General features: G+C 68.2%; 22 protein-coding genes and 2 pseudogenes. 16 read left to right on the top strand and 8 right to left on the bottom strand.

Going from position 1 to position 23,158, the window contains the following annotated elements; all coding sequences use genetic code 11:
- The first annotated feature begins 832 nt into the window (after positions 1–832).
- From ACIRVK_RS42560 to ACIRVK_RS42525, 8 genes and pseudogenes are all read left to right on the top strand, one after another.
- Complete coding sequence (locus tag ACIRVK_RS42560) at positions 833–2,812, top strand: hypothetical protein (protein ID WP_404257057.1); 1,980 nt, start codon at positions 833–835, stop codon at positions 2,810–2,812.
- A 2-nt stretch (positions 2,813–2,814) separates the two neighbouring features.
- Positions 2,815–4,104, top strand: a complete 1,290-nt coding sequence (locus ACIRVK_RS42555) for a CHAT domain-containing protein (protein ID WP_404257055.1) — start codon at positions 2,815–2,817, stop codon at positions 4,102–4,104.
- A 2-nt stretch (positions 4,105–4,106) separates the two neighbouring features.
- Positions 4,107–5,111, top strand: a complete 1,005-nt coding sequence (locus ACIRVK_RS42550) for a hypothetical protein (RefSeq protein ID WP_404257054.1) — start codon at positions 4,107–4,109, stop codon at positions 5,109–5,111.
- Positions 5,112–6,082: 971 nt separating this feature from the next.
- A pseudogene (locus ACIRVK_RS42545) lies at positions 6,083–7,261 on the top strand (helicase associated domain-containing protein); the annotation flags it as partial.
- Positions 7,262–7,330: 69 nt separating this feature from the next.
- Complete coding sequence (locus ACIRVK_RS42540; protein WP_404257052.1) at positions 7,331–7,462, top strand: hypothetical protein; 132 nt, start codon at positions 7,331–7,333, stop codon at positions 7,460–7,462.
- 46 nt (positions 7,463–7,508) lie between these two features.
- Positions 7,509–7,739 (top strand): hypothetical protein, encoded by a 231-nt coding sequence (locus ACIRVK_RS42535; protein WP_404257050.1) that lies wholly within the window; start codon positions 7,509–7,511, stop codon positions 7,737–7,739.
- The gene (locus tag ACIRVK_RS42530) at positions 7,736–8,710 is read left to right on the top strand and encodes a hypothetical protein (RefSeq protein WP_404257048.1); all 975 of its coding nucleotides are present in this window, start codon (positions 7,736–7,738) and stop codon (positions 8,708–8,710) included. The genes ACIRVK_RS42535 and ACIRVK_RS42530 overlap by 4 nt, the downstream gene beginning before the upstream one ends.
- Positions 8,711–8,941: 231 nt before the next feature.
- A complete protein-coding gene (locus ACIRVK_RS42525; protein WP_404257047.1) occupies positions 8,942–9,655 on the top strand; it encodes a helicase associated domain-containing protein in 714 nt (237 codons plus the stop codon).
- A 38-nt stretch (positions 9,656–9,693) separates the two neighbouring features.
- On the opposite strand, the pseudogene ACIRVK_RS42520 reads toward ACIRVK_RS42525, so the two are convergent.
- The 3 genes and pseudogenes from ACIRVK_RS42520 to ACIRVK_RS42510 all read right to left on the bottom strand — a co-directional run.
- A pseudogene (locus tag ACIRVK_RS42520) lies at positions 9,694–10,236 on the bottom strand (AAA family ATPase); the annotation flags it as partial.
- Positions 10,237–10,677: 441 nt separating this feature from the next.
- On the bottom strand, positions 10,678–11,328 hold the full coding sequence (locus ACIRVK_RS42515) for a response regulator (RefSeq protein WP_404257045.1): 651 nt from the start codon (positions 11,326–11,328) through the stop codon (positions 10,678–10,680).
- On the bottom strand, positions 11,325–12,491 hold the full coding sequence (locus ACIRVK_RS42510) for a sensor histidine kinase (RefSeq protein ID WP_404257043.1): 1,167 nt from the start codon (positions 12,489–12,491) through the stop codon (positions 11,325–11,327). The genes ACIRVK_RS42515 and ACIRVK_RS42510 overlap by 4 nt, the downstream gene beginning before the upstream one ends.
- A gap of 122 nt (positions 12,492–12,613) precedes the next feature.
- Between ACIRVK_RS42510 and ACIRVK_RS42505 the strand changes: the two genes are divergently transcribed.
- From ACIRVK_RS42505 to ACIRVK_RS42485, 5 genes are all read left to right on the top strand, one after another.
- A complete protein-coding gene (locus tag ACIRVK_RS42505; RefSeq protein WP_404257041.1) occupies positions 12,614–13,324 on the top strand; it encodes a hypothetical protein in 711 nt (236 codons plus the stop codon).
- Complete coding sequence (locus ACIRVK_RS42500; protein ID WP_404257039.1) at positions 13,321–14,136, top strand: hypothetical protein; 816 nt, start codon at positions 13,321–13,323, stop codon at positions 14,134–14,136. The genes ACIRVK_RS42505 and ACIRVK_RS42500 overlap by 4 nt, the downstream gene beginning before the upstream one ends.
- Positions 14,133–15,065 (top strand): ABC transporter ATP-binding protein, encoded by a 933-nt coding sequence (locus tag ACIRVK_RS42495; protein WP_404257037.1) that lies wholly within the window; start codon positions 14,133–14,135, stop codon positions 15,063–15,065. The genes ACIRVK_RS42500 and ACIRVK_RS42495 overlap by 4 nt, the downstream gene beginning before the upstream one ends.
- Positions 15,066–15,104: 39 nt before the next feature.
- On the top strand, positions 15,105–15,278 hold the full coding sequence (locus ACIRVK_RS42490) for a hypothetical protein (protein ID WP_404257035.1): 174 nt from the start codon (positions 15,105–15,107) through the stop codon (positions 15,276–15,278).
- 123 nt (positions 15,279–15,401) lie between these two features.
- Positions 15,402–15,806, top strand: coding sequence for a pyridoxamine 5'-phosphate oxidase family protein (locus ACIRVK_RS42485; protein ID WP_404257033.1), 405 nt, complete (start codon positions 15,402–15,404; stop codon positions 15,804–15,806).
- A gap of 542 nt (positions 15,807–16,348) precedes the next feature.
- On the opposite strand, the gene ACIRVK_RS42480 is transcribed toward ACIRVK_RS42485, so the two are convergent.
- The 3 genes from ACIRVK_RS42480 to ACIRVK_RS42470 all read right to left on the bottom strand — a co-directional run bounded on the left by ACIRVK_RS42480 (position 16,349) and on the right by ACIRVK_RS42470 (position 18,413).
- A protein-coding gene (locus ACIRVK_RS42480; protein WP_404257059.1) for an IS5 family transposase occupies positions 16,349–17,178 on the bottom strand; the annotation gives its coding sequence in 2 pieces (ribosomal slippage) (positions 16,349–16,842 and positions 16,842–17,178; 831 coding nt in all).
- A gap of 27 nt (positions 17,179–17,205) precedes the next feature.
- A complete protein-coding gene (locus tag ACIRVK_RS42475; RefSeq protein WP_404257031.1) occupies positions 17,206–17,481 on the bottom strand; it encodes a transposase family protein in 276 nt (91 codons plus the stop codon).
- A 188-nt stretch (positions 17,482–17,669) separates the two neighbouring features.
- Positions 17,670–18,413: an alpha/beta fold hydrolase gene (locus ACIRVK_RS42470; RefSeq protein ID WP_404257029.1), complete on the bottom strand. Its 744-nt coding sequence runs from the start codon at positions 18,411–18,413 to the stop codon at positions 17,670–17,672.
- 49 nt (positions 18,414–18,462) lie between these two features.
- On the opposite strand from ACIRVK_RS42470, the gene ACIRVK_RS42465 reads away from it, so the two are divergent.
- A complete protein-coding gene (locus ACIRVK_RS42465) occupies positions 18,463–18,840 on the top strand; it encodes a winged helix-turn-helix transcriptional regulator (protein WP_404257027.1) in 378 nt (125 codons plus the stop codon).
- 302 nt (positions 18,841–19,142) lie between these two features.
- Entirely contained in the window at positions 19,143–19,736 is a 594-nt protein-coding gene (locus ACIRVK_RS42460) for a 3'-5' exoribonuclease domain-containing protein (RefSeq protein WP_404257024.1), read from the top strand.
- A gap of 797 nt (positions 19,737–20,533) precedes the next feature.
- Here the strand turns inward: ACIRVK_RS42460 and ACIRVK_RS42455 are convergent.
- Complete coding sequence (locus ACIRVK_RS42455) at positions 20,534–21,205, bottom strand: hypothetical protein (protein WP_404257022.1); 672 nt, start codon at positions 21,203–21,205, stop codon at positions 20,534–20,536.
- A gap of 520 nt (positions 21,206–21,725) precedes the next feature.
- Here ACIRVK_RS42455 and ACIRVK_RS42450 point away from each other — a divergent pair.
- Positions 21,726–22,853 carry an NADAR family protein gene (locus ACIRVK_RS42450; RefSeq protein ID WP_404257020.1) on the top strand — a complete coding sequence of 376 codons (1,128 nt, stop codon included), beginning with the start codon at positions 21,726–21,728 and terminating at the stop codon, positions 22,851–22,853.
- A gap of 83 nt (positions 22,854–22,936) precedes the next feature.
- On the opposite strand, the gene ACIRVK_RS42445 is transcribed toward ACIRVK_RS42450, so the two are convergent.
- The coding region (locus ACIRVK_RS42445) for an SDR family oxidoreductase (RefSeq protein ID WP_404257018.1) at positions 22,937–23,158 on the bottom strand (222 nt) is incomplete at its 5' end.

Genomic DNA, 23,158 nt, shown 5'->3' with positions numbered 1-23,158 from the left:
GGGACTCCGCCATGCCCAGGCAACGCAATCACCCGGCCCACGTGACGGCAGACGAACAGCGACGCCTCATCACCCCAACCGAAACGCCGAGGCTAAGCAGCAGACGGCCCCCATGACCGGGACGTTGAGCCAGCGTTCAAGCAACCTTGACGCCCTGCCCAACCTGACCGGGCGCCCACCCCCACCTTCACCACCGAAACCCTGAGCACGGAACACGCATCAGCGCGCCCGCGTTTCCTGTGATTTTCCGGCCCGAGGCCCTGCTGTCATGCGCTGGCCCTCGCGCGATCACCCAAACAAGAACCCTGTTCGACCAGACCAGCCCCGCCGTCGATAAGCGGTCGGCGTCTTACGCCGAAGACGCCAACGCGAACTGGACAGCGGCGGCGCTGCGAGCCGGCGTTCCCGTCGGGGAGGCTGCGCGAGTGGGCGAGCGTGTCCGCCGCCTCAAGTACCTCAAGGCGGAGTACGACCGGCGCCGGCAGTGACGGACGCGTTTTGTCCCCGGTACTCGAGCCCAGCGCAACGGCGGATCACTCGACTCTTCGTTGCGCTGCGCGGCGGGGCTGTTCGGTGGCGAGGCGCTTGGCCTTGCGGCGCATTCGCTGAATGCGTCCGGGTGGGGACGCCGACGGCGGCCACGGTCTCGCGCGGTGACAGCGTGTCACCCAGCCGCACGATATGCGTCAACCGTGTGAAGCATTTTTCACTCATCTGGGCGACTTTGGTCGGGCCTTTGTGGGGTCTGACTGTGGTGTCACGTCATCTATGTACCTGCAAAAGGTAGTTGCGCCTACTATCGAGGTAGAGGCGATGAGTGCAGGGGGACCTCATGGTGCCATACGCGACGCACAACTATGTGGTGCAGGGCGGGCCGTTAGCGGGGCCGATGTCGCTGCCCGAGGGCACTCGACGGAACGCGTCGACCCTGGCTGCGGCGCTGACGGATCCGGATTTGGTGGGGGGCAGCCCTGACACGTGCCACGTGGTGTCGCCACTGCACGACGACGACCTTCTCCAACGGTTTTCGCGGGAGGTTCCGCCGGGTGATGGTCTGATCGTCTACTGGACCGGAGGCCGCTGCCGCGCCGACCTTTCGGGAAAACTGCAACTCGCCCTGCCGCTCCACGATGATGCTCGCGACCTGTGGCTGAACGTGCAGGATCTGGTCGAGGCGATGAAGGGCGTCGACAGTCCTGACCGCCTTCTGGTGCTGGACACGTGCCTGACGGCCAACGCGACGGTCTCTAACCGGCAGTTGTTCCAGGAGATCACGCGCATGAGCAGACAGGGTGTAGCGGTGCTGACCTCGGTGGGCAGGTCACCCTATGCTTTCGCCGCCAACAACACGGGGCCGTCGGTCTTTACCCAGCATCTGATCAAGCTGCTCGGCGAGGTCGCCGACCGCCGCGACCCGCTGGATCTGAAAGCCGCATACCGGATGCTACGCAAGGCCACCCGGGGCGAGGGCTACCACTCCCCGATCCTGCGCAACGCGGACAGCTTCTCCCGCCCCTTGGTTCCAGTGCGCAACGCTCCCGCCACAGCAAGGACCCGCGAAAGGCGGCTGCCCGCTCTGCGGGCTGCCTCTACTGTGACGATGGAATCCTGCGCCCGCTACGCACTCGCCGTGGCAGGCGCACCGCTGGGCGGCTATTTCTTCAACCCGGTCGCGGACGCAACGACGTTGGTTGAAGCACTCGTCGACACGCATTGCGGTTTTACCCGCGACACCACTTCCGTACTGGCCCAGCCGCCCACGCGACAGCGCCTGTTCGAGGCCGTGAGTCGATTATCGGCGACGGCCGAGAACATGGCGCTGATCTACCTGGCCGGTCACGGGACGGCCCGTCGTTCCGGCCAGGGCCTTGACCTCGACCTTCACCTGCAAAACGACGAAAGTGTTCGCGCCAGCGAACTGGTGACCTGGCTGCGTCAGAGCCGTGCTCAAAGCGCGGTGCTGATGCTCGATGTCTGCCGGATGAGCCCAGCGGAGCAGGTGCTCCCGCTGACCCGTGCGGTCCTCGCGGACCGGCGCGCAGGCATCAGCCGTTTGCTCGTCGAGTGGAACAACTTTGCGTCCCAGCCTCTCGAGGTCGAAGGAGAGGATGCACCGCGTCCGAAAAACAGCCCCTGGCAGTTGCAGGCTCCCGAATCGGCCGCGACCGCCGAGCGGGAAGTGCGATGGACGTTCGACTTTGCCGACGCGCGTATCACCGTCATCGATGAAGCCGGACCGCTCGAGCACTGGGCCAGCCGCCTGCTGAGCAGGCCCACTGCAGTGAACCCCCTCGTGCATGCGGATGAGCTTTTGTCGGTTGTCGCCGAATCCGCCACCGACCCCGGCGACCCGGAACCGCTGGCCGCCGAGCCCGCATCCCCACCCGCCGAACCTGTGCCCCCGGGCAGCCCGGGAGACCGTCGGCCGTCCCGGGGCCACCGCCGTCACCGTCCGCGCCTGCGGGTCGCTGAAGGCGCCCTCCCGTTGCACGTGGGGCAGCGCCTGGAGGTCACATTCAACTACCAGCCACAGGACCCCGACCGCAAACCGCAGGAAGACGACGCCACCGACGACAACCCGCTGGATCTCACGCTGTACATCGACGCCGACACCGCCGAGGTAGCGCCCTCAATCATCCATACCCGGCTGACTGACCACGGGGGAACACCACCGGAACACTTCCGGATCACCCCCAGCACGCCGGACCCGGTGACCCTACGCATTGACGTCCTGCGCCGCGCCGACGGTGCCGTGATCCAGAGCATTGAGCGTGTCCTTACCGTCGTGGGCAGAGACGGCAGCACCACCTGACCATGGAACAGCAACAAGACCTCGACTTCAGTCTGCCCTTCGACGGTTACGACGGCTTGGGCGACTTACCGCGTATAACCCCGCGTACCGTGCAGGAGCGATCGATCCATCTCCGCTTCCACAAGGTGCACGATGGTTACCTCGTCCACGCCCACGGCCCGGCCCTGCCCTACGACGGCAACGACCTCTACTCCGGCCGCCTCAGAGTAGATCAGGAGCAGATATCCCAGTCGCTCGAGGACATCCACGATGCGTGGCTGAAGGCAACCGTCCTGCATAAGGTCGAAGGCGCCTACCCCTTCGCGGGGTTCCCGTATCAAACCCTTGGCGAGCGCAACGCCCGCGAACTTCTCCAGGAGGCCTGCGAAACACTCGCTCGTGCCGGACAAATCCTCTACGGCGATATCTTCAAAAGCGGCGACGACGACCTCGACCGACTGGAAGTAGCCCTGGCACAGGCGCTGCGCAACGGCCCGCAGATCATCACCGTGACATCGCCGGACCTATTCATCCCATGGGGTCTGCTCTACCTGCATCCAGACGACCAGCAGGGCCTGCACGCCGGAGGCGCCGCGAGCTGGGACGGCTTTTTCGGCTACACCCACCTCATCGAACACAGTCTCGGCAGAGTCGACGGATACAGCCCCTTCATCGAACACGGCGGGGAACGCCCCAAAGCCAGCCTCTACCTCGACACCCGCCTCGCAAAGGCAGGCGAGGCGGACTGCCCGCTGTGCCCCGTCCGCCACGTCTTCGATACTCACGCGGCCTCGGAGGTATGGACCACCAAAGCCGAAACCGCCCAGCGGCTGACCGCGTCCGACTGTACAGACCACATCCTGGTCTTTGGAGCGCATGCCACCGGCAACCGCACAGACCACCGCGGCCAGAAGTCGGCGCGCATCGTTCTCACCGACGACAAGCCCATCCTTGCCGGCGATATCAAGGACTGGGCCCGATACCGTCACCAGCTGCTGCCCAGCCCCCTGTGCTTCATGATGGCCTGCGAAGGCGGCCGCGCCGGCCAATACGACCAACAAGGCCTCGCCAGACCTCTGTTCAAACTCGGCATCGGATGCCTTGTCGGTCCGCAGATTGAGGTACCACCCTCGGTCGCCAGCACCCTGGCCACCCGATTCTTCGAAGAATTCTTCAAGGGCGAACGCGCCGCATGCATCCTGCGCGACCTCACCCAGGACTTCATCAGCCAGCACGCCTCACCTCTCGGACTGGCCTTCACCCTCATCCGAGGCATCGACACCTGCCTGATCCACAGCCCGCAAGCGGAGTAGCCGTGACTCAACCGCTCCTTCCCGTCGACCTGATAGACCTAGACAAGAACGGGCACCTCCTGCACACCGACGGTTGCACCACCGTCCCGGATACGGACATCGCCCAGCACCTCGAACACCACCTGCGGCTACGCGAGGACACCACCGACATCTTCGTCTTCGTCCACGGCTGGCGCACCAAACCCGAAGACGCCCTCAACCATGCGCGCACCCTCTTCGGCCAAGTAGAAGCCCTCGCCACGGCACAGCCACAGGCCTACCCACGTCTCCGAGGATTTCGACCGCAGTACATAGCCGTGCGCTGGCCTTCCCGCGACACCAAACTCCTGCCCACCGACTACGACCCGGTCAAAAAGCGCACTCAAACCATGTCGGAGGACGGCCACGTTCCCCGCGTCCTAGGCGCCATCCTCGGCTACCTCAATACCCACCGCGACACCCCCGAACCCGGACCCGAAACTCTTGCCACCGCCTACGGCCAGTACCTGCACTGCACCGGCCACTCGTTCGGCAGCCGGGTCCTGCTCCACGGCATCCTCGAAGCCAGCAGACGCCTGGCCGACGGCGGACCCGACACCCTGGCATGGGACTTCGCTAACAGCACCTACCCCTGGACCCTCGACAGCCTCACCCTCTTCCAGCCGGCCCTCCCCGCCGACGCCTTCACCCATGAACCTTTCATAAAGATCCTCGACCCGAACCTGCTCAACGCCCCCGTAGCCATGACCTACTCACCCGCCGACACCGCCCTGGGAAAACTCCACGCCAAGAAAGAGGACCAAGTCGCCATCGGGCACCTGGGAGCCAGCGCCCCAAAGGATCACATCACGCAGACCATCCTGCAGGACGTCACCAGCCGCTACGTCTTTGCACCGGACAAGCGACTCATCAACGTCGACGCCAGCAAGCTCTACACCGCGAAAAGACTCTTCGTCGGCGCGCATTCCGACTTCTACCACCCAGAGTCCTCCCACCTCCTGCTCTCCCTCGCCAATAGCGCACGGTAACCCTTCAACGGTGATCAACAAGATGCCAAGGCCGTGTTCCCGTGCGGTCACGGAACGCGCATTTCGTCGGGAGGCAAGGTCGGGTCAGGTAGCGCGGGGGCAGGCTGGACAGATCGATTGCCGTCAGGTGGACAAGCACGACGAAGCTGCTGGTGGGGCGGGTGACCTTGGCCGTGAACTCGTCTGCGAGGAGCTGTACGTTGTGCGGCCGGGGCCCACTCCAACAGCCTTCATGCCGGGGAAGGTGTGCCGCCATACGCCGCTCAGGCAGCTCCCCAGCCGCGGACACCCGGTCTCCCCGGCCGCACGCCGCTCGGAGTTCTGCACCGTCCTGCGGGCCGCAGCCCGCTGATTCTTGGTCCATGTGCCGATGGGAAAACCGTCCCACACGGCCGTCGTGGGTGGCAACGGATGGGAGTACACGACCGCGCCACAGTGAGGGCTTCGGCGAACGCTCTCTCCCACACGGACCAGACCACGCCGAGGGCCTCGAGCTCGGTGACTTGCTCAGGCTCCAGCGTCCCGGCCGCGTAGTACGTCCGCTGATCAGCGAGTCAGCGTCACAGCGGCTATTTTCCGGCCGCCCCCACTTGGCAGGCTTCACGAACAGATACGGCACCCGGAGCTACTCCTCGCCGTCTCGCGCAGCAACCGGGTGGCAGCTTCGATGCTGCGGCGCCAGTAGGCGCCTTCGGGGTCGATGGACCCGCAGCCGCACGAAATGCCGCCAGCGCCGCTGGGTCACGCGCCTCCGCGAACCGCACCAGCGCCGCCGCCCGCGCACCGGCCGACCTACCCCTTGCCGGCTCCAGGTCCCGTCCTCAACAGCGTCCTGGTCCTCCTCCGGCTCGCGGTCCTCGGACTGGGGCTAGCCGCCGCGTGCCCATGGGTCGGCGAAGGCCTCGATACTCAGGTTCATGTAAAGGCGCTCCTGGCACCAGGCCCACACCTACCTCGAAAGCGGCCGCACCCTGGACGCGGCAGCCGGGTTCCCCGGCACCAGCAGCGCGCTCGCCACCTGGCTGACCACCCAGTGCGCCCAGTACGACACCCTCCGGCCCGACCAGCAGCACCTCCTCGCCCGCATCGGCATCACCGCGGACCAGGCCCACAGCGCCACCGCCTATCCCGCCGAACGCGAGGCCGACTTCACCGTCGGTCTCGCATACGCGCGCTCCTACCACGCAACGCACCAGACCCTCGCCGCCGCGATCGACACCCTCCACGACGGATTCCAGCTCGGACGATGGCTGCGCCGGCAACGCCAGCACGCACGAGAGGACACCCGCCGAGGGGCGCCGCCGTCCGCCGCGGCCAAATCCCTGAGCACGATCGATCCCTGGTGGTGCCCGCCCTGGCCCCTGCCGTGGCAGCGCGCCTGGCAGCACATCCACGCCCAGGTACAAGCCGGCCACCGGCTCGACGCCGACCACCACTTCCGCAGCTTCGCCCCCACCCAGCGCACCTGGCTGCGCCAACAGCGCACCCACTACGACGACCTCCACCCCGACCAGCAGCGCCTCCTCGCCGGCATCGGCCTCACCCGCGAAACCGCCCACACCCGACCCCTCACCCCCTACGCCGAAACCGCGCTCGCCCACGCCCGCACCTACGCCGCCGCCCACCACACCCTCGCCGCCGCCCACTCCACCGTCCACGACGGCTTCCCCCTGGGCCGCTGGCTCAACGGACAACGCCAACAAGCCCGCAACGACGCCACCTCCACCGCCCGCCACCAAGCCCTCACCGCGATCGACCCCTGGTGGAACCCGCCCTGGGACCTCGCCTGGCCACGCGCCTACACCCTCGCCCGCACCACACACCACCAAGACGGCCGCCCACCCACCGACGTACGGCTATGGATCACCGCACAACACGCCGCCTGGCCCCACCTACGCCCCGAACAACACCAACTCCTCACCCACATCGGCATCCACGCCACCCACCCCACCGACCGGCCCCGCACCACCCGACGCGTCTACCCCAGCGGCCCGGGCCTGGCCCACGCCCGCGCCTACGCCACCACCCACGGCCACCTCGCCTGCAGCAAAAACACCCACCACGACGGCTTTCCCCTGGGCGACTGGCTGGCCCTAAAACGCAGCGCAGCCCGACAAGGACGCCTGGCCCCCGCCACCACCCACGCCCTCGACACCCTCGACCCCTGGTGGAACCCGCCCTGGAACTGGGCCTGGCAACGCACCTACCAACAAGCCAAGTTGCACCACCACACCGGCCAGAACCACTCCCCCACCATCCAACAATGGACCGAACGCCAACGCACCCACTGGAACACCCTCCACCCCACCCAGCAGCACCTCCTCACCACCATCGGCATCCAACCCGGATAGAGCCGACAACAGCGCCACTGTCAGATCCGTACGGGACAATCCCGCCATGGGTGAATCCCTCGCGACACAATTCCTCAGCGCGGACCTCGAGAGGGCCTGCCCCACCTGCGGCTACCTGATGTGGGTCCGCTACTCGGAGGTCGTGGCCCAGACCGCCGTGACCTGCCCCTGCTGCTACACCCAGGTCTGGCTGGCCGACTCCAACGGCAGCGCCCAGAACGCCGGCGACGTCATCCAGCAGCAGATCACACAAGCCCTGAAAGGCCTCTCCCGGTGAAGTACCAGCGGCGCCTCCAGGTCGCCGTACGCGAACGCCTCCGCAAACTCATGACCGCGCCCTATACCAGCGCCGCCCACGAAGTCCACCTCGCCGTCACCTGGATCAACAGCCAACCCGCCCTGCGAGGCCTCCTCGAAGAAGCCGCCCGGACCGAACCCGGCCTGGACCAAGACAGTTTCCGCTCCGAGTTGGTCGACGGCCGGCTCGCCTGGCCGAGCCGAACCGAAGACGGACAAGCCACGCTCGTCTGGGGCCTCATGCAGCACATCGCAAACACCGAGGCCGACGATCCTGGTATCGGATGGCGGATCGCAAGCGGCTACAGCGCGCACGGGGACATCCAGGACAACTGGCGGGAGTTCGCCGAGCACATCCTGCAAGTCTTGTTCGACTTCCTCAGCGAACGCGTCGGCGCCGAGAGCAGCATCCTGCACACCCTCGAGCGCTACCGCACCCGCATCGAATGGTTCGACCGCGACGAGCTCTACAGCCGTTTCGAAGCCGACCGCGCCAACGGCGAAGAGGTCTACAACCTCGACCTGCAACGCTTCCTCTTCCTCGAAGGCGACCACATCACCCACGCCAAGCCGCGCTCAGCATCCGGCGAAGCAGACCTCATCGGCGACCTCGACAGCCGCGACCCTCTGGTCTGCGACGGCAAGATCTTCGACGGGAGCGGCCGCGGCAAGAGCTACCTGGTCAAAGGGCTGCACCAGATCGTCAAGTACGCCCACGACTACGGACAGCACACCGCCTACCTCGTCATCTACAACATCACCGACAAACTCCTCGAACTGCCCACCGACGGCACCCCCGGCATCTGGCCCCCCTACACCGAACTCACCGGCGTCCGCGTCTACTTCATCCACGTCCGCGTCCTGCCACCCACCACCACCGCCAGCAAAGCCGGCAAAGCCACCCGCGTCACCCTCACCAAAGACGACCTCACCAACCCCGACACCACCTGACCCGCCCCGGCAAGTAGCAGCCCACCGAAACTGCACCACGATCAATCAACCTGCACACCCGCATACGCACAGGTCAGACAGACGCCAACCCACCCGGCCCCACTACGAAACACCGCGAACCCCACCCACAGAAACTGAGAAACCCCAGCTCACAGCCCACAGCAACAACCCAGAAAAACTGGGCGACGACACCGGGTCGCCGAGCTCGAGGCGCTGGGCATGGTGTGGTCGGTGCAAGCGAGCGCATGGGAGGCCGGGCTGGCCGTGGCGCGGTCGTACGCGGAGGCACACGGGCACTTCCTGCCGCCGGCCACCGCGGTCTGGGGCGGGGACGGGTTCCCGATCGGGGTGTGGGCCAAAAACCAGCGTGCAGCAGCCCGTAAGACCCGCGAGAACGCCGCACGACGCGACGCCGGGGAAACGGGCCTCTCGTATGCCGGGGAGCTGTCGCAGGAGCGTATGGAAGCGTTGGACGCCCTCGATCCAGGGTGGGCCCCGCAGGGGTGGGACGTGGCCTGGCAGCGCAACTACCGGCTCGCCCTCGCCCACACCCGCGCCGTCGGCACCCTCCCCACCGGGGCAGGTGAGCTCATCGTCCAGGGCGAAGACCTCGGCACCTGGATCGCTGGGCAGCGGGCCGGATGGGAGCAGCTGACGCCGGCGCAGCAGTACCTCCTGGAAACCATCGGCATCGAATCCTCGGGCGAGGACGAGGCCGTACGGCCGGTGCGGCGGTCCCAGGATGAGTTGTGGGAACGCAACATGGCCGCAGCACGGCAGTTCCGGGACCGGGAGGGGCATCTGCACGTACCGCGCCAGCACCGCGAGGAAGTCGACGGCGAGCTGCTGGGGCTGGGGTCGTTCATCGCTAACGCCCGACGCCGGGCCGCGAAGCTGAGCCCGGAACGCCGCGCCGACCTCGAAGATCTTGGCATGCGCTGGTGAATTTCGTGAGTAGCCGTCATCGCTACTGGGCTGGTGCATCAGCTGCGGATGCTGCTGTCGAGGAAGCTGAGGACCATGCGGACCGTGTCACGGCTGAACCAGGCCGTTTCGGGGTGCTGTTCGAGGATGTCTTGGATGTGGAAGGTGACCTTGGCCCAGTTGCGGAAGTTGCCGTGGCAGGCGGCGTCGTTGATCCACATCAGGTCTTCGGGAGCGATGTTCTGCCACAAGGCGTGGTACTTCGGCATCAGGGCCAGGACTTCGTCGGGGGTCAGTGGTTGGTATTGCTGGTAGATCGGGATGCGGGAGTAGAGGCCGGGGCAGCTGCGGATGCGCTGGAGGCAGTTGTCGCCGCCGGCGAGGATGACTGTCAGCTGGGTGCGCTTGTTCTCCCAGAGGGTCTGCAGGTACTCCAGGGAGTTCTTGGTCAGACCCTGGGCTTCGTCGCAGACCAGGACGCGGTGCTGCTCGGCGAAAGCCTGTAGGAGGAGTTGGTCGAGCTCATCGGCTTTGGGTGGGTCACCGGGCATCGCTAGTGCACGGAAGAGGGCATTGCGCAGGGTGCCGAGCGGGGCTCCCTTGCGGCATTCGAGCGCCGCACACGCTCACCGTGATCCGGGCACAATCCCCGGCAGACCAGCGCCCACCACGATCGCCGTGGAAGTGCCCGGCGCTCCGCAAGCGCGGAAAGGTAGCGACGTACCGCGCTTCCAGTTCACAAGCCTTCCCAGCCCACGAACCCAAGATCAAAACTCCCAAGCGATTCGCGTCCGCATGTCCCGCACCTTGCACGACTTGCCACGACCACCTCTCACGCAACGCACACCACGGCTCAACACACCAGCTCAGCAGAGCTTTCCAAGTGACATACACGCACGAGAGATCTTGGACGTTTCAGCGCGAGACAACACCTGGACGGACGACCGCTTTGCCGAGTACCGGAACACCGGTGCCGGGTCGGGTGCGGCGAGCAGCGACCGCCTGTCGGCACTGGGCCGGCGCTGAGGACCGACCGGCGGGCCTCACGTCACCAGGCGGGCCTCCCAGGCCCAGGCGGCGATCTCGACGCGGTTGCGGGCGCCGAGCTTGCTCTGGATGGCGGTGAGATGGCCCTTGACCGTGCTGAGCGAGATGAACAGCTCCGCGGCGATCTCCTGGTTGGTGCGGCCCCGGGCCACGGCGCGGACGACCTCGGACTCCCGGTCGGTGAGCGGCCGGCCTGGCCGCTCCCCGGCGGGCGCCCGCGCGGGTGCGAGGCTGCGCAGCAGCCGCAGGGTGATCGAAGGAGAGATCAGCGCGTCTCCCGCGTGGGCCGCCCGTACCGCCTCGACGAGCAGGGTGGGGCCGGCGTCCTTGAGCACGAAGCCGACGGCGCCGGCCTGGAGCGCGCCGTAGACGTACTCGTCGAGTTCGAAGGTGGTGACGATGACCACCCGGAGCGGTTCGGCGACACCAGGACCGGACAGGGCCCGGGTGACGTCGATGCCGTCGAGACGCGGCATGCGGATGTCGACGAGGCAGACGTCGGGGCGCAGTCGGCGGGCGAGTTCCACGGCCTCGGCGCCGTCGCTCGCCTCGCCGACGACCGTGATGTCGTCATGGTCCTCCAAAATGAGCCGCAGGCCGCTGCGGATCATCGCCTGGTCGTCGGCGATCAGGACGCGGAGGCTCATCGGCGGGCTCCGGGGGCAAGCGGCAGAGTGGCCCGCACGGACCAGCCCGCGCCGGGCCGGGGACCGGCGTCGAGGGTACCGCCGAGGGCCTCGACGCGTTCCCGCATGCCGATCAGGCCGTACCCGCCGCGCGGGGTGTGCCGGCTCGGGGTGTGCGGCGCGTCGTCGTCGACCGCGACCGTGAGACCGTCGTGGGCCTGGGAGACGGTCACGGTCGCCGCGCCGGCGTGGCGGGCGTGCCGCGCGATGTTGGTGAGGGACTCCTGGACGACCCGGTAGACGGTCGTGGTCACCTCTGGCGGCCAGGACGCCGTCGGCTCGGCGAGCCGCAGGTCGACGGCCGGTCCGTGCCCCTCGAAACGGCGGACCAGTTCGGTGAGCTGCTCGGTCCCGGGGCTGCTCGCGGCGCCGTCCTCGGTGTCCCGGAGCAGTGCGACCACGCGGCGCATGGCGTCGAGCGCGTCCGTCCCCGAACGCTCGATGCCCGCCAGCGTGTCGTCGAGCGCTTCGGGCCGCTTGCGGCCGACGATCCGGGCAGCCTGGGTCTGCACGACGATGCCGGAGACGTGGTGGGCGACGACGTCGTGCAGTTCACGGGCGAGTGCCAGACGCTCGTCCCGCCGTATGTTCTCGATGTCGCCGCGGCGGCGTTCGTCCAGGAACCGTGCGAGGAGTCCCAGCACCAGGCCGGCGAACCAACCGATGAGGCCCAGCTGCGACGGGGTGGGCGCCGTGGCCGTGCTGGGCACGGCCAGCAGCAAGCCGAGCGCCATGACCGGCAGCGCGGCCCCGGCGATCAGGGCGGCCCGGTGCGCGGGCAGCGCCCGGACCGAGGAGCCCATGAGGACGATCAGGGCCAGGGAGGCGGCGACGCCCGGCTCGCCGGGCAGGTGCCCGAGCCAGGCGACGACCGCGCCGGCCGCCGTGACGGACAGGCCGACGACCGCCGCGACCGTCCGGTCGCCGCGCCGCACCAGGGCCGCACCGCACACCACCACGCCGACGCACAGGTCGAACAGCCAGCCCCGGCCGCCCGCGGCGGCGATCCGGTAGGCCTGGGCCGCCAGGACCACGGCGAAGACGAGCCCGAGCAGGGCGTTGGTCCCCGGCATCGCCCATGTGGTCAGTCGGGCCAGCCGGGCATGTTCGTCCAGTGCGCTCACGATGACCCAGGCTACGAAAGGACTCCCCTCCCGCAGTACCGGCCGAAAGGACCGTGCCTTCGCGTGCGGTCGGAACTTTCGGCCGGTACGGGAGCGCCGCCGGGCCCAGCAGGCTGACCGGCATGCAACGAGACCTCGACCGATCCCTCTGGGCCCGCCTCCGGCTGGAGCTGCGGGTCATCGGCCTCGCCCCGCCGGCGACCGCCCTGGCGGCCCCCCTGGCCGGTGCGGTGCTGGTGGCGGTCCTCCACGCGACCGGCGCCACCGCCGCCGATCTGGACCGGGCCGCGGGCGCGGTCCTCGCGGGCTTCGCCCCGCTCGGCGTCGCCATCGCGGCCTCGTCGGTCACGGCGCGTGATCCGGGCGCCGAACTGGTCATGACCAGCACGCCCTACCGCAGGGTGGTGTTCCTGCGCACCGCTCTGGTGGTCGGCGCGGGCGCGCTCGCCACCTTCGTGGACGCGGTGACCTTCCGCGCGCTCGGGGCGTGGCCCAAGGGGCAGGGCACCGGCGGCTATCTCCTGGTGTGGGCTCCGCCCATGATCTGGCTGACGGCGGTCGCGGTGCTCATCGCCGTCGCCCTGCGCAGCTCGGCCGCGGCCGGCGGCCTGATCGGAGGAGTCTGGCTGGGCCAGCTGGTCCTCGCCCACGACATCGTCTCCCACACCGTGCTGCGGGCGCAGTTCCTGTTCATGGGCGTCGCCGACAAGGTCCAGGCGCACGACTGGACGGTCAACCGGATCTCCCTGCCCGCCGTCGGCCTCGCCGCCGCGGCCGCCGCCGGCGTGCTGCTGGGCCGCCCCGAACGACTCCTCGGGAGTGACGCCGCATGACCACCGCACTCCTGCGCCCCATCGCGACACCGGCGGAGAGGGGCTGGTGGGCCAAGGCCCAGGCGGCTGCGCGCTACGAGTACCTGATGCAGGTGCGGCGCCCGGCGGTCTGGCTGGTCGTGGTCGGGCTGATCGCCCTGCGCTCCTCGAGTCCCTGGCCGCCGGAGCTGTCCGCAGGTATCACGGACCACGGGACCCTGGTGGGGGACTGGGCGATGAACGTCATGATGCTGGCGCCCATCGGCGTCGGCGCCATGCTCGCCGACCGCGTCCGCCGGGAGTCCCGGCTGGACCTGGACGACCTGCTCGCCTCGACCCCGACGGGCATCGGACCGCGCCTGTGGGGCAAGGCTCTGGGAGCCACCGCGGCCACGATCACACCCGTCGCGCTGTTCTGGGCGGCCCTGCTGGCCTACCTGGCCTCCGGGCACGGGATCTCGGTGGTGCCCGTCGGCCTGGAGGCCTTCGCGGCCATGATCCTGCCCGGCCTGCTCTTCATCTCCGCGTTCTCGCTCACCGTGCCCCACCTGATCGGGCCGCCGCTGTACCGGCTGGGCCTGGTGGGCTACTGGTTCTGGGGCAACATGGTCGGCCCCCGGTACGGGATCCCCACCCTCGCCGGCACCCCCTTCGAGGCCATCGGCGAGTACCCGGGCGGCGCCTGGTTCCACGCCCACATGTTCGACGCCGCGGACCGGGGAGCGCACGCCGACACGGCCAACGCCATCCTCAGCATCGCCTTCCTGCTCATCGCGGCCCTCGTCGCGCTCGGCGTCACCCACTACGTGCTCAACAGGAGGAGCCCGTCATGACGGCCCCCAACGTGACCCTCACGGGTCTGACCGTCACCTACCGGCGCGGTCAGGTCCGCGCCCTGGACGGCGTCGACCTCCGCCTGCCCACGGGCATGGTCGGCCTGCTCGGCCCCAACGGAGCCGGCAAGACCACGCTGATGCGCGTGCTGACCGGGGTGCTCCACCCCACCGACGGCACCGTCAGCGTGGACGGCACCGAGCTGACCTCGCGCGCGCGACGCCGCCAGGTGAAGGCCGCCACCGGTTACCTGCCGCAGGAACTCGGCCTCTATCCGGACCTGACCGCCCGGCAGTTCCTGGACTACATGGCGCTGCTCAAGGGCCTCATCGACCGACGCGCCCGCCGCGCCCGGATCCGAGAGGTGCTCGACCTCGTCGCCCTCGGCGACGTCGCGCACCGGAAGCTGAAGACGTACTCCGGCGGCATGAAACGCCGCGTCGGGATCGCGCAGGCCATCCTGAACGACCCGCGGCTGCTGATCGTCGACGAGCCCACCGTCGGACTCGACCCGGAGGAGCGGCTGCGGTTCCGCGGCCTGCTCGCGACGCTGGCCGGCGACCGTACCGTGCTGCTGTCCACCCACATCGTCGACGACATCGTGCAGACCTGCCCGAACGTCGTGGTGATCGAACACGGCAGCATCGCCTTCCAGGGCCCCGTCGGCGACCTCGCCGCCCGGGCCCAGGACATGGTGTGGCACGTCACCGTCCCGCCGGGCGCCCCGGCGCCGGACCTGCCCACGGTCAACGTCACCCCCGGCGTGGCCGGCACCACCTACCGGGTCATCAGCCCCACCGCCCCCGGCGCCGACGCCCAGCGCGTCGAGGCCACGGTCGAGGACGGCTACCTGACGCTCATGCACGCTCTCGACCCGGCGAACGCCCCCGAGCCCGGAAGCGACGAGCCGTCTCGCCTGACCCGCTGAGCAGGCGGCAGCAGAGCAACCGGACCGAAGGAGAAGCAGATGCCCCACCAAACGATCACGGCCGCCCTGCTGTCCGCCGGACACATCAGCGGCAGCCACCCCGGCCCCGCCTACTACGCAGAGTGGATCATCGTCGTCGGCGCCGTCATCGCCCTGCCGATCTACGCGGTCCGCCGTCTCCGCAACCGCCGAAACCGCGGCGACCGCCGCTGAGGACCTTGGCTAGCGGCCGTCACCGTGTGGAGAGACAGTCAAGGTTCCGGCAACGTGCCGCCATATCAGTGGTCCCGGGGGAGCGGGGAGGCGTCGTGCAGAACCGGATCTCGTGTCATCCCGATGGCACGGATGATCGAGCTGGGCCGTGGGGAATCCCTGGCCCTGCTGGCCAGTGTTCCCATGGGCCGCATCGGTTTCACCCAGCGGGCGCTGCCGGTGATCCGCCCCGTCAGCCATCTGGTCGACGGCGATGCCGTCGTCATCCGCACCCACGGCGGATCAGGCTTGCTGAGCACTACCGGCGTCGACCCGGTGGTGGTCTACGAGGCCGACCAGATCTCCCCGCAGACACATACCGGCTGGAGTGTCATGGTCACCGGGCCGGCCACCCGGATCACCGCACCGGCAGAGGTGGCCCGCTACCGGCAGCTCCTCGTCCCCTGGATCGACATCGACATGGACCAGATCGTCCGTGTCTGCGCCGACCTCGTCACCGGCTACCGCCTCACCGGCACCCGGGCGTAGGGCAAGTCGCCGTGCAATGGTTGACCAGTGGCTGGTCCCGGGGTGCGGGGCATGGAGAGCGCGATCGGTGGCCCATGAGCCGGTGAGGTGGCCCGCGCCGCATCGGACAAGGGGTCCGTGGTCGGGCCGACCACGATCGGACAAGGGGCCCAGTTCAACCCACACAGCCCCAGTTCGCCCCGGATTGGGGAGAGGAAGACGGTGGGCGCGTGAGACGGCGGTGACCTGGTGGGCACCCCGGACCTGCTGCGGACTTGACGTTGACAGTCCGGCTTGGTGTGCGGCTACGCAGCCCCGAAGGGTCACAAGTAATACAAAGAACCGATCACCCGGTGCGAGCAGCGGCATGATCGTGGGATGGCTGGTCTCCAGGGGCGCCGCCACCGGCGTACGTGGCAACTCGTCCGTTTCCTATCCGCGTTGGCGATCGCATCGAGCGTGGTCTTCGCCGTCTGGCACATCGTCCGCGGCCGGTTACAACCCGTCGACACCGCGGGCCTTCTCGGGGTCCCCCTAGCTAGTCTAGGAGTTGTCTTCAAATGTCACGCCCGCATCAGGAGCGATGCGAGGGTGACGGCTGCCTGGTAGGACTCGGCGGTCTTGTCGTATCGGGTCGCGATGCCGCGCCACTGCTTCAAGCGGTTGAAGCACCGTTCCACGACGTTGCGACGCTTGTAGAGCTGCTTGTCGAAAGCCGGCGGGCGCCCGCCGCGGCTGCCGCGCCGGAGCCGATTGCGGACTTGGTCGGCCCGCTCGGGGATGGTGTGGCCGACGCCGCGCCGTCGCAGCCAGGTGCGGATGGCTTTGGAACTGTAGCCCTTGTCGCCCAGGACATGGTCGGGACACACGCGGGGCCGTCCCGGGCCGATGCGGGGCACGCGTATCGCTTCCATCACGGCGGTGAACTGGGTGCAGTCGTTGGTGTTGCCGCCCGTGACAGTGAACGCGAGCGGGCGGCCGAAGGCATCGCAGGCGAGATGAATCTTGCTGGTCAGGCCGCCTCGAGAGCGTCCGAGGGCGGGGCTGCGAAGCCCCCTTTTCGGGCCCCGGCGGCATGCTGGTGGGCGCGGACGATCGTGGAGTCGACCGACACCAGCCAGTCCACATCCCCCACTGCGCCCGCCTGCGCCTGGGCGGCCCTGAGCATCCGATCGAAGGTGCCGTCTGCAGCCCACCGGCGGAAGCGGGTGTGCAGCGTGGCCCACGGACCGTAACGCTCGGGCACATCCCGCCAGGCCGTCCCGGTACGGAACTTCCACACGATCCCGTTGAGGACCCTTCGATCGTCCAACCGCTTCCGCCCCCGCAAGGACGCGGGCAGCAGCGGGCGGACGAACTCCCACTCGGCATCGGACAGTTCATGGCGACGTATCACCCGACCATGATCCACCACTCAAGATCATTTGAAGACACGACCTAGTACTGCAACGACACTTTGCAGTACTAGGAGAACCCAGGAGGGTGCGTCCGCGATCCACTCGGTGACTGCGGTCAGGGATCTCGCGCCGGCCAGCACGCTCGCCGCCGCAGCCGCCACGACCGCGATCAGCGGGAAACGCCGCCCACGGCGAGCGCGTGGATCCGGCAGGCCGGCGAGGAACCGGGCCAGGCACACCGCGTCGGGCAGCGGCTGTGGCGAGTGGGTACGGGCCAGTTGCTCCAGGCCCGAGGGCATAGGAGAAGATGAGACGGCAGGCACGGTCTTCGGTTGTGGTCATGTGGACTCGACACCTACATGATCAACGCGCCCGTGCCTGCGCCTGTATCCGGACTCGAACCAAGCAGACATGACGGGTCAACTCCCGGCGATCTCGCTTACGCCGCAGCCACGCAAGGCACCTGCGACCGGCGACCGGCAACCGGTCAGCTAGCCTTCAACAGCACGTCGGTCAGTGCGTCCGGCACGGTGACCATGCAGTCATGGCCGCTTTGCAGCTCCCACACCTGCGACGCGGTGCCGCCTGGCTGCACCGTCGGAACCGGGCGGCGCGTGACGTCCCCTGGTGCGCTGCCGACGCAGTGGATGTGCGTCCGGGCGATCGCGTCCATGGCCGGGTTGTCCAGCCGGACCGGCTGGAGGAAGCAGCGCACCGACTCATCCGACAGCATGGTGCGCAGCCACGCAGTGTCTGCCGGGTCGGTCACTCCGAACAGACCTATGGGCGCGGGCAGTTCCGGCACGGGCGGGATGCGCCAGGGGGCGTCGGAGGCGGCGGCCGCGTCGATCAGTCGCTGTGTCTTGTCCGGTATGACGTCCAGTGCGCTCTCGCCGTCGGTGGGGACCATCGCGTCGACGTAGACGAGATGCGCGATCCGGTCCGGGACCTCGTTGGCCACGCCGGATATGACCATCCCGGCGTAACTGTGCCCGACCAGGACCACGTCGGTGAGATCCCGCTCGCCGAGGAGAGCGACGACGTCGCCGATGTGGGTGTCCAGGTCGACGTCTGCGGTGAGCAGGTGTTTCTTCTCGCCGTGGCCGGTCAGCGAAGGGGCGAACACCTGATGCCCGGCCCGGGTCAGCAAGGGAACCACCCGGTCCCAGACGCGCCCGCTGTGCCAGGCGCCATGGACAAGAACATAGGTTTTCGTGTGTGACGTGCTCATGTGGAAAGACGCTACTGAGTCGATAGGTACCTTCTGGTAACCTTCGGCCATGCAGGACTCAGCCGGAAGCGTCTTCCTCGCCGACTGCCCCGCCCGGCTCGCCATCGACATCATCACCAACAAATGGGCTGTCGTCGTCCTGTTCGCCCTCAGCCGCAGGCCCCGTCGGCACGGTGAACTCGTCGACCTCGTCGGTGGCATCTCCCGCAAGGTGCTCACCCAGACACTGCGCAGACTTCAGAGCTACGGCCTGATCGAACGCCGTGCCTATGCCGAGGCACCCCCGCGGGTTGAATACAGTCTCACCGACCTCGGTCAAACCCTCACCGAACCCATCGCCGCCTTGACTGACTGGGCGAAGACGTACGGTGCCGCCGTCGCCGATTTCCAGGAAGCGGCGCAGCAGGACAGCACCTCCGGCACCTGACCCGTGACCGCCACCGGACAGGTGATCAAGAAGGGCACCGCCCGCGACCCGCAACGGCGCCCGACAACCCTCGGAATCACCTGACCAATCAGACGAATCGACTACACGCAAAGACCCTGAGGCTTCAAGCAGTTGAGCTATTTCGCGCTCGCATTGCGTGCGAGAGCATCGACTGGGGCCTGCAGGAGCCGCCGGATGCTCGCCTGTCGGTGGCCGCTTCCTGAGCCTGGGCGGCCGACTTGCCGCCTGGCGCCTGTACTGCCGCGCGTCGCAAGCGACCCGACCGAGGAGCCCTACACCGCATGACCGACCTGTACATCGACACCGAGTTCCTGGAGAACGGCTCGACGATCCGTCTGATCTCCATCGCCATCGTCGCGGCGGGCGGGAAGGAGTACTACGCCGTGAACGACGATCCCGAGCTGATCGGCGACGCCCTCGCGCACCCGTGGCTGCGCCGGCACGTCACCCCCTCGCTGCCCATCACTGACCCGCATCCTGGCACGGAGGGCACCCTGCGGCTCGACTGCCTTGATCCGTCGAAAGCGTTGGTCGCGGGATGGTCCTGGAACAAGGAGCACCCGGACTACCGGAACGTGAAGTCGCGCCCGCAGATCGCGACCGAGGTCAAGCAGTTCATCCGCTCCTTCCCCGCCCCCAAGCTGTGGGCATGGTACGCGTCTTACGACCACGTGGCCCTGGTTCAGTTGTTCGGCCGCCTCTCCGACATGCCGGCCGGAATCCCGATGTGGACGAACGACCTCAGACAGGAGTGCGAGCGCCTCGGCAATCCGCCTCTGCCGGAGCAGCCGGAAGGTGAGCACAACGCACTCGCGGATGCCCGACACAACCTGGTGCGGGCACGGGCGCTGGCTGAAGTGGCGGCACGACGCTGATCCGGAAGAGCAGGTTGCCCCTGTGGGGTATCTTGCTACGGCACGCGTAGGGGGTTTCCTGCGTCCGGGTACAGCCTGAGCAGGCGCGCAAGCAGCGTCCGATACTCGTGCTCAACGGCCGTCTGCGACATGGCCTGACCGTATCCCGCCAACCAGATCGGTGTCTTGGGGCAAGGAGACGTTCGCGCTGGAGCTCCTGCCCGGTCCGCGCCCCGCGCGGGTGCGTGCGTTTCGCGCCGGTTGGCGGGTTGCCCCCTCAAGCGAGCTGATGAATGTGGGCGGCCCCTGCCTGGGCGCAGAGCACGAGGCCGCCCGGCCCCTGCAAGTCCTGTCGGATGCAGGCACTACGACGCTAGAGCGCAGCATGGGACCCCGCGCGTTCGGCGCATCGTCCGGGTGAAGGAGCCGGGTACTTTCCGCCTGGGCCGACAACGCCTCGGCGGTGCGCCCTGGTCGCTGACTTCGTCGACTGAGCGTCCCTACTGCGGGTGTGCCCCGGCTCACCATCGCGGAAGCGACGGGCCGGGAACACTCCGGGACGGTTGACCGTTCATCTGGACGTGGCTGCGGAGGGGACAGTGTCCCCGGGCCTCACCTATAGCCCATGGGGACGATCGTCCGGCTGAAGCCCCGTGGAGCACCTCGCCGAGAGGCGACCGCCCTCCGCGCGCCACCACCTACGGCCCCGGCTGGTCTCCCCCGTCCAGCCGGGGCCTTTCACATGCCGCCGACAGGCACCGGCCCGTCGGGGACACCCCGCCCGTACGACAAGGTGCTCTCCGCCGGCAGCCGCCCCTTCAGCTGAGGTGAAGGGTGGTCAGGGCGGTGGTCCAGTCGGTGACGATGGCCTTCTGAGCGGCCGCGAGGGTGACCTGGCCGGCGCAGACCGCGGTGTGCAGCTTCGTCTCCACCGGGTCCTTCTGGTTGTTCACCCCCGCGCCCTTCTTGTGGCCCGGGTCGGCGGGCTCCACCCACAGGTTGCGCGGGTCGTTGGGGTCGCCGCCGAGCTGGAGGCTGATGAGGTGGTCGTACTCGGCATCGGCCATACGTCCGGTGTACCCGTAGGAGGCGGCATTCAGCTTCTTCTCCCGACCCGTCACGGACGCGGGCGGGCGAATGCCGGAGGTGTAGCCGCCCTTGCGGCAGATCGTCGACTTCAGGTTCGCCTGCGTGACGGCCGGGGAGATCGCGCCCGGCGTGCACTTCGGGTCCTCGAGCGGTTCGCCGTGCTCGGTCCGGTAGTGGCACGAACCGGCGGCCGGCTGCTGCTGCACCGTGTAAGTCTTCTGCGGGCCCGCCCCCACCGCGATCGCCCCTCCCCCACCACCGGACGCGGCCGATCCGGAAGCCCCCGCCGCCGGAGGGCGATGGGTGGACGGCGTCGACGCACCCAGCGAACCGGATTTACAGCCCGCCAGCAGCAGGCAGGCGAGCAGGATGGGCGGTAGGGCACGGCGGACAGTACGCATGACGATCCCTCACAGACAGACGACCACTGAGCAGATGCTCCCCCAGCAGCATCCGGCTCTACCACGCGGGGTACGGCGCACAGGCGCACGGCTATGCGGTCAGCGCCTCTGCGAGCGGCGCACGCCCGGGAAAAGCCGCGAGCCTCATCCCCGGTGACAACGGGATGAGGCTCGCATCGGAGCGCCGGGCAGGCCTTGCACCTGCATTTCCCGCGGGAAGCGGGGTGTCTTTCCTTGGACCGCCGACGCAGTGCCGGCGCCAGGAATGGTCGGCCAGCTCAAGATCGACTATAGCCGGTGGAAGGGTGTTGGGAGGACAAGCGACTCTGCACTGAAAAGGGAACTGGTGACTGACGCCGAATCCCGTGGGTGGGACCGCGAGGTCCAGCGTCACCAGCGCATCGCCGAACGCATCAGCAGCCTCCTGGACGACCTTGGCGAACCCCACACTGAGATGCCTGAATGACCCCAGCCGGCATATCCCGATCTTGTGGGAGTGCGAACAGCTACCCTGTCGCGCATGGCGATACGACAGCGGACCTGGCGGAACGTGGATGGCGAGCGTATTGAGGGCACCTGGCGGCACGCCTTCATCCGCAACGGCGGCAACTACTTCCTCACCGACCTGCTGATCTACGCCGACGGAATGGTCGACTGCTGGGGTCTGGAAACCCTGGAGGGCTTCGCCGGCAAGCTCGCCTCCGGATGGGTTGCCACCGACCTGCCCGAGGGCGCCAAGGCATCGGCCCACCACCTCGCCTCGTGGAAGTTCGCCGAGCCGAAGACCTGGCTGACCCCCGAGATGCTGCTCGGCGAGGTTCGCGATGATATCGACAGCCTCAACGGCCGTCCGGACTCCACCGGCCGCTGCCTCGCCGCCGTCGACGTCTTCCGAGAGCAGCCGACCGAGGCCAACCGGACCGCCGTTCGTGAAGCTTACGAAGCCATCCCGGAACACCTGCGGAGATACGCCCTGGGTGACATGGACCGCAAAGACTTCCCCCTCCGGGTGATCGTGACCGGCCCGGGGAACCAGATCGAGCTGTGGCACGGAAACACCGTCGATGTCACCGACGAGATGCACGCCTCCGCCTTGGAGTACTTCGCGGAGCGCGAGCAAATGCGGAAGCAGTACGAGGCGAAGACACCCGCCGACGGCCCAACTGAACCAGTCGAGAGCAGCGTCCATCTCAACCAGGCGGTCTTCCCGGGCGGCTGGCCCGAGAACCCGGGGACCCTCGTGCTGCGCAACGAGTTCCCCGCGCCGATCGTCGTAGGGAACCGGACCTACCCCACGGTTGCGCATGCCTACTGGGCGCTGGCGGTCCCCGACGAACAACGACAGGCCGAGATCCTTGGGGCAGAAAGACCGTATGACGCGCAGAAACTCGCTGAGGATTCCACCCTGCGCGACGACTGGCCCCAGGTCCGGGTCGCCGTGATGACGCGCTTGCTGCGCGCGAAGTTCCAGCAACACCCCGAGTTCGCCGAGACGCTGATGGCCACAGGCGCCACCCGATTGATCTACACCGACATCGCATCGACCTTTTGGGGGCAACGCGGGCTCGAAGGACGGAACTGGATGGGCCGACTGCTGGAGCTTATCCGCTCCGAACTCGTGGCCGCCAAGCTGAATATCCTGCATTGATCGAAGCCCTGGGCATCTCCTGACACCGAGGTCGGGGACGAACAGACCGTCCTCACCGAGATGCTCGTCCCGACCTCTCCCTGTCAGGCGGTGAAGCCGCCGTCCACGTGGATCGAGGCCCCGGTGATGTACCTGCCGTCCACACTTGCCAGGTGGGCGACGGTGGCCGCGATCTCGGCCGCTTCCGCATAACGGCCCACAGCGGTGAAGCCGGCAATCGTCTCGGCGTTCGGGCCATCCGCCGGGTTGGCGTCCGTGTCGGTGGGGCCGGGGTGGACCACATTGACCGTGATGCCGCGCGGGCC

The sequence above is a fragment of the Streptomyces sp. NPDC101152 genome (assembly GCF_044768275.1).
Lineage (GTDB): Bacteria > Actinomycetota > Actinomycetes > Streptomycetales > Streptomycetaceae > Streptomyces.
Note: the sequence above shows the minus strand (reverse complement) of the source record. Positions and strands in the feature narration are given on the sequence as shown.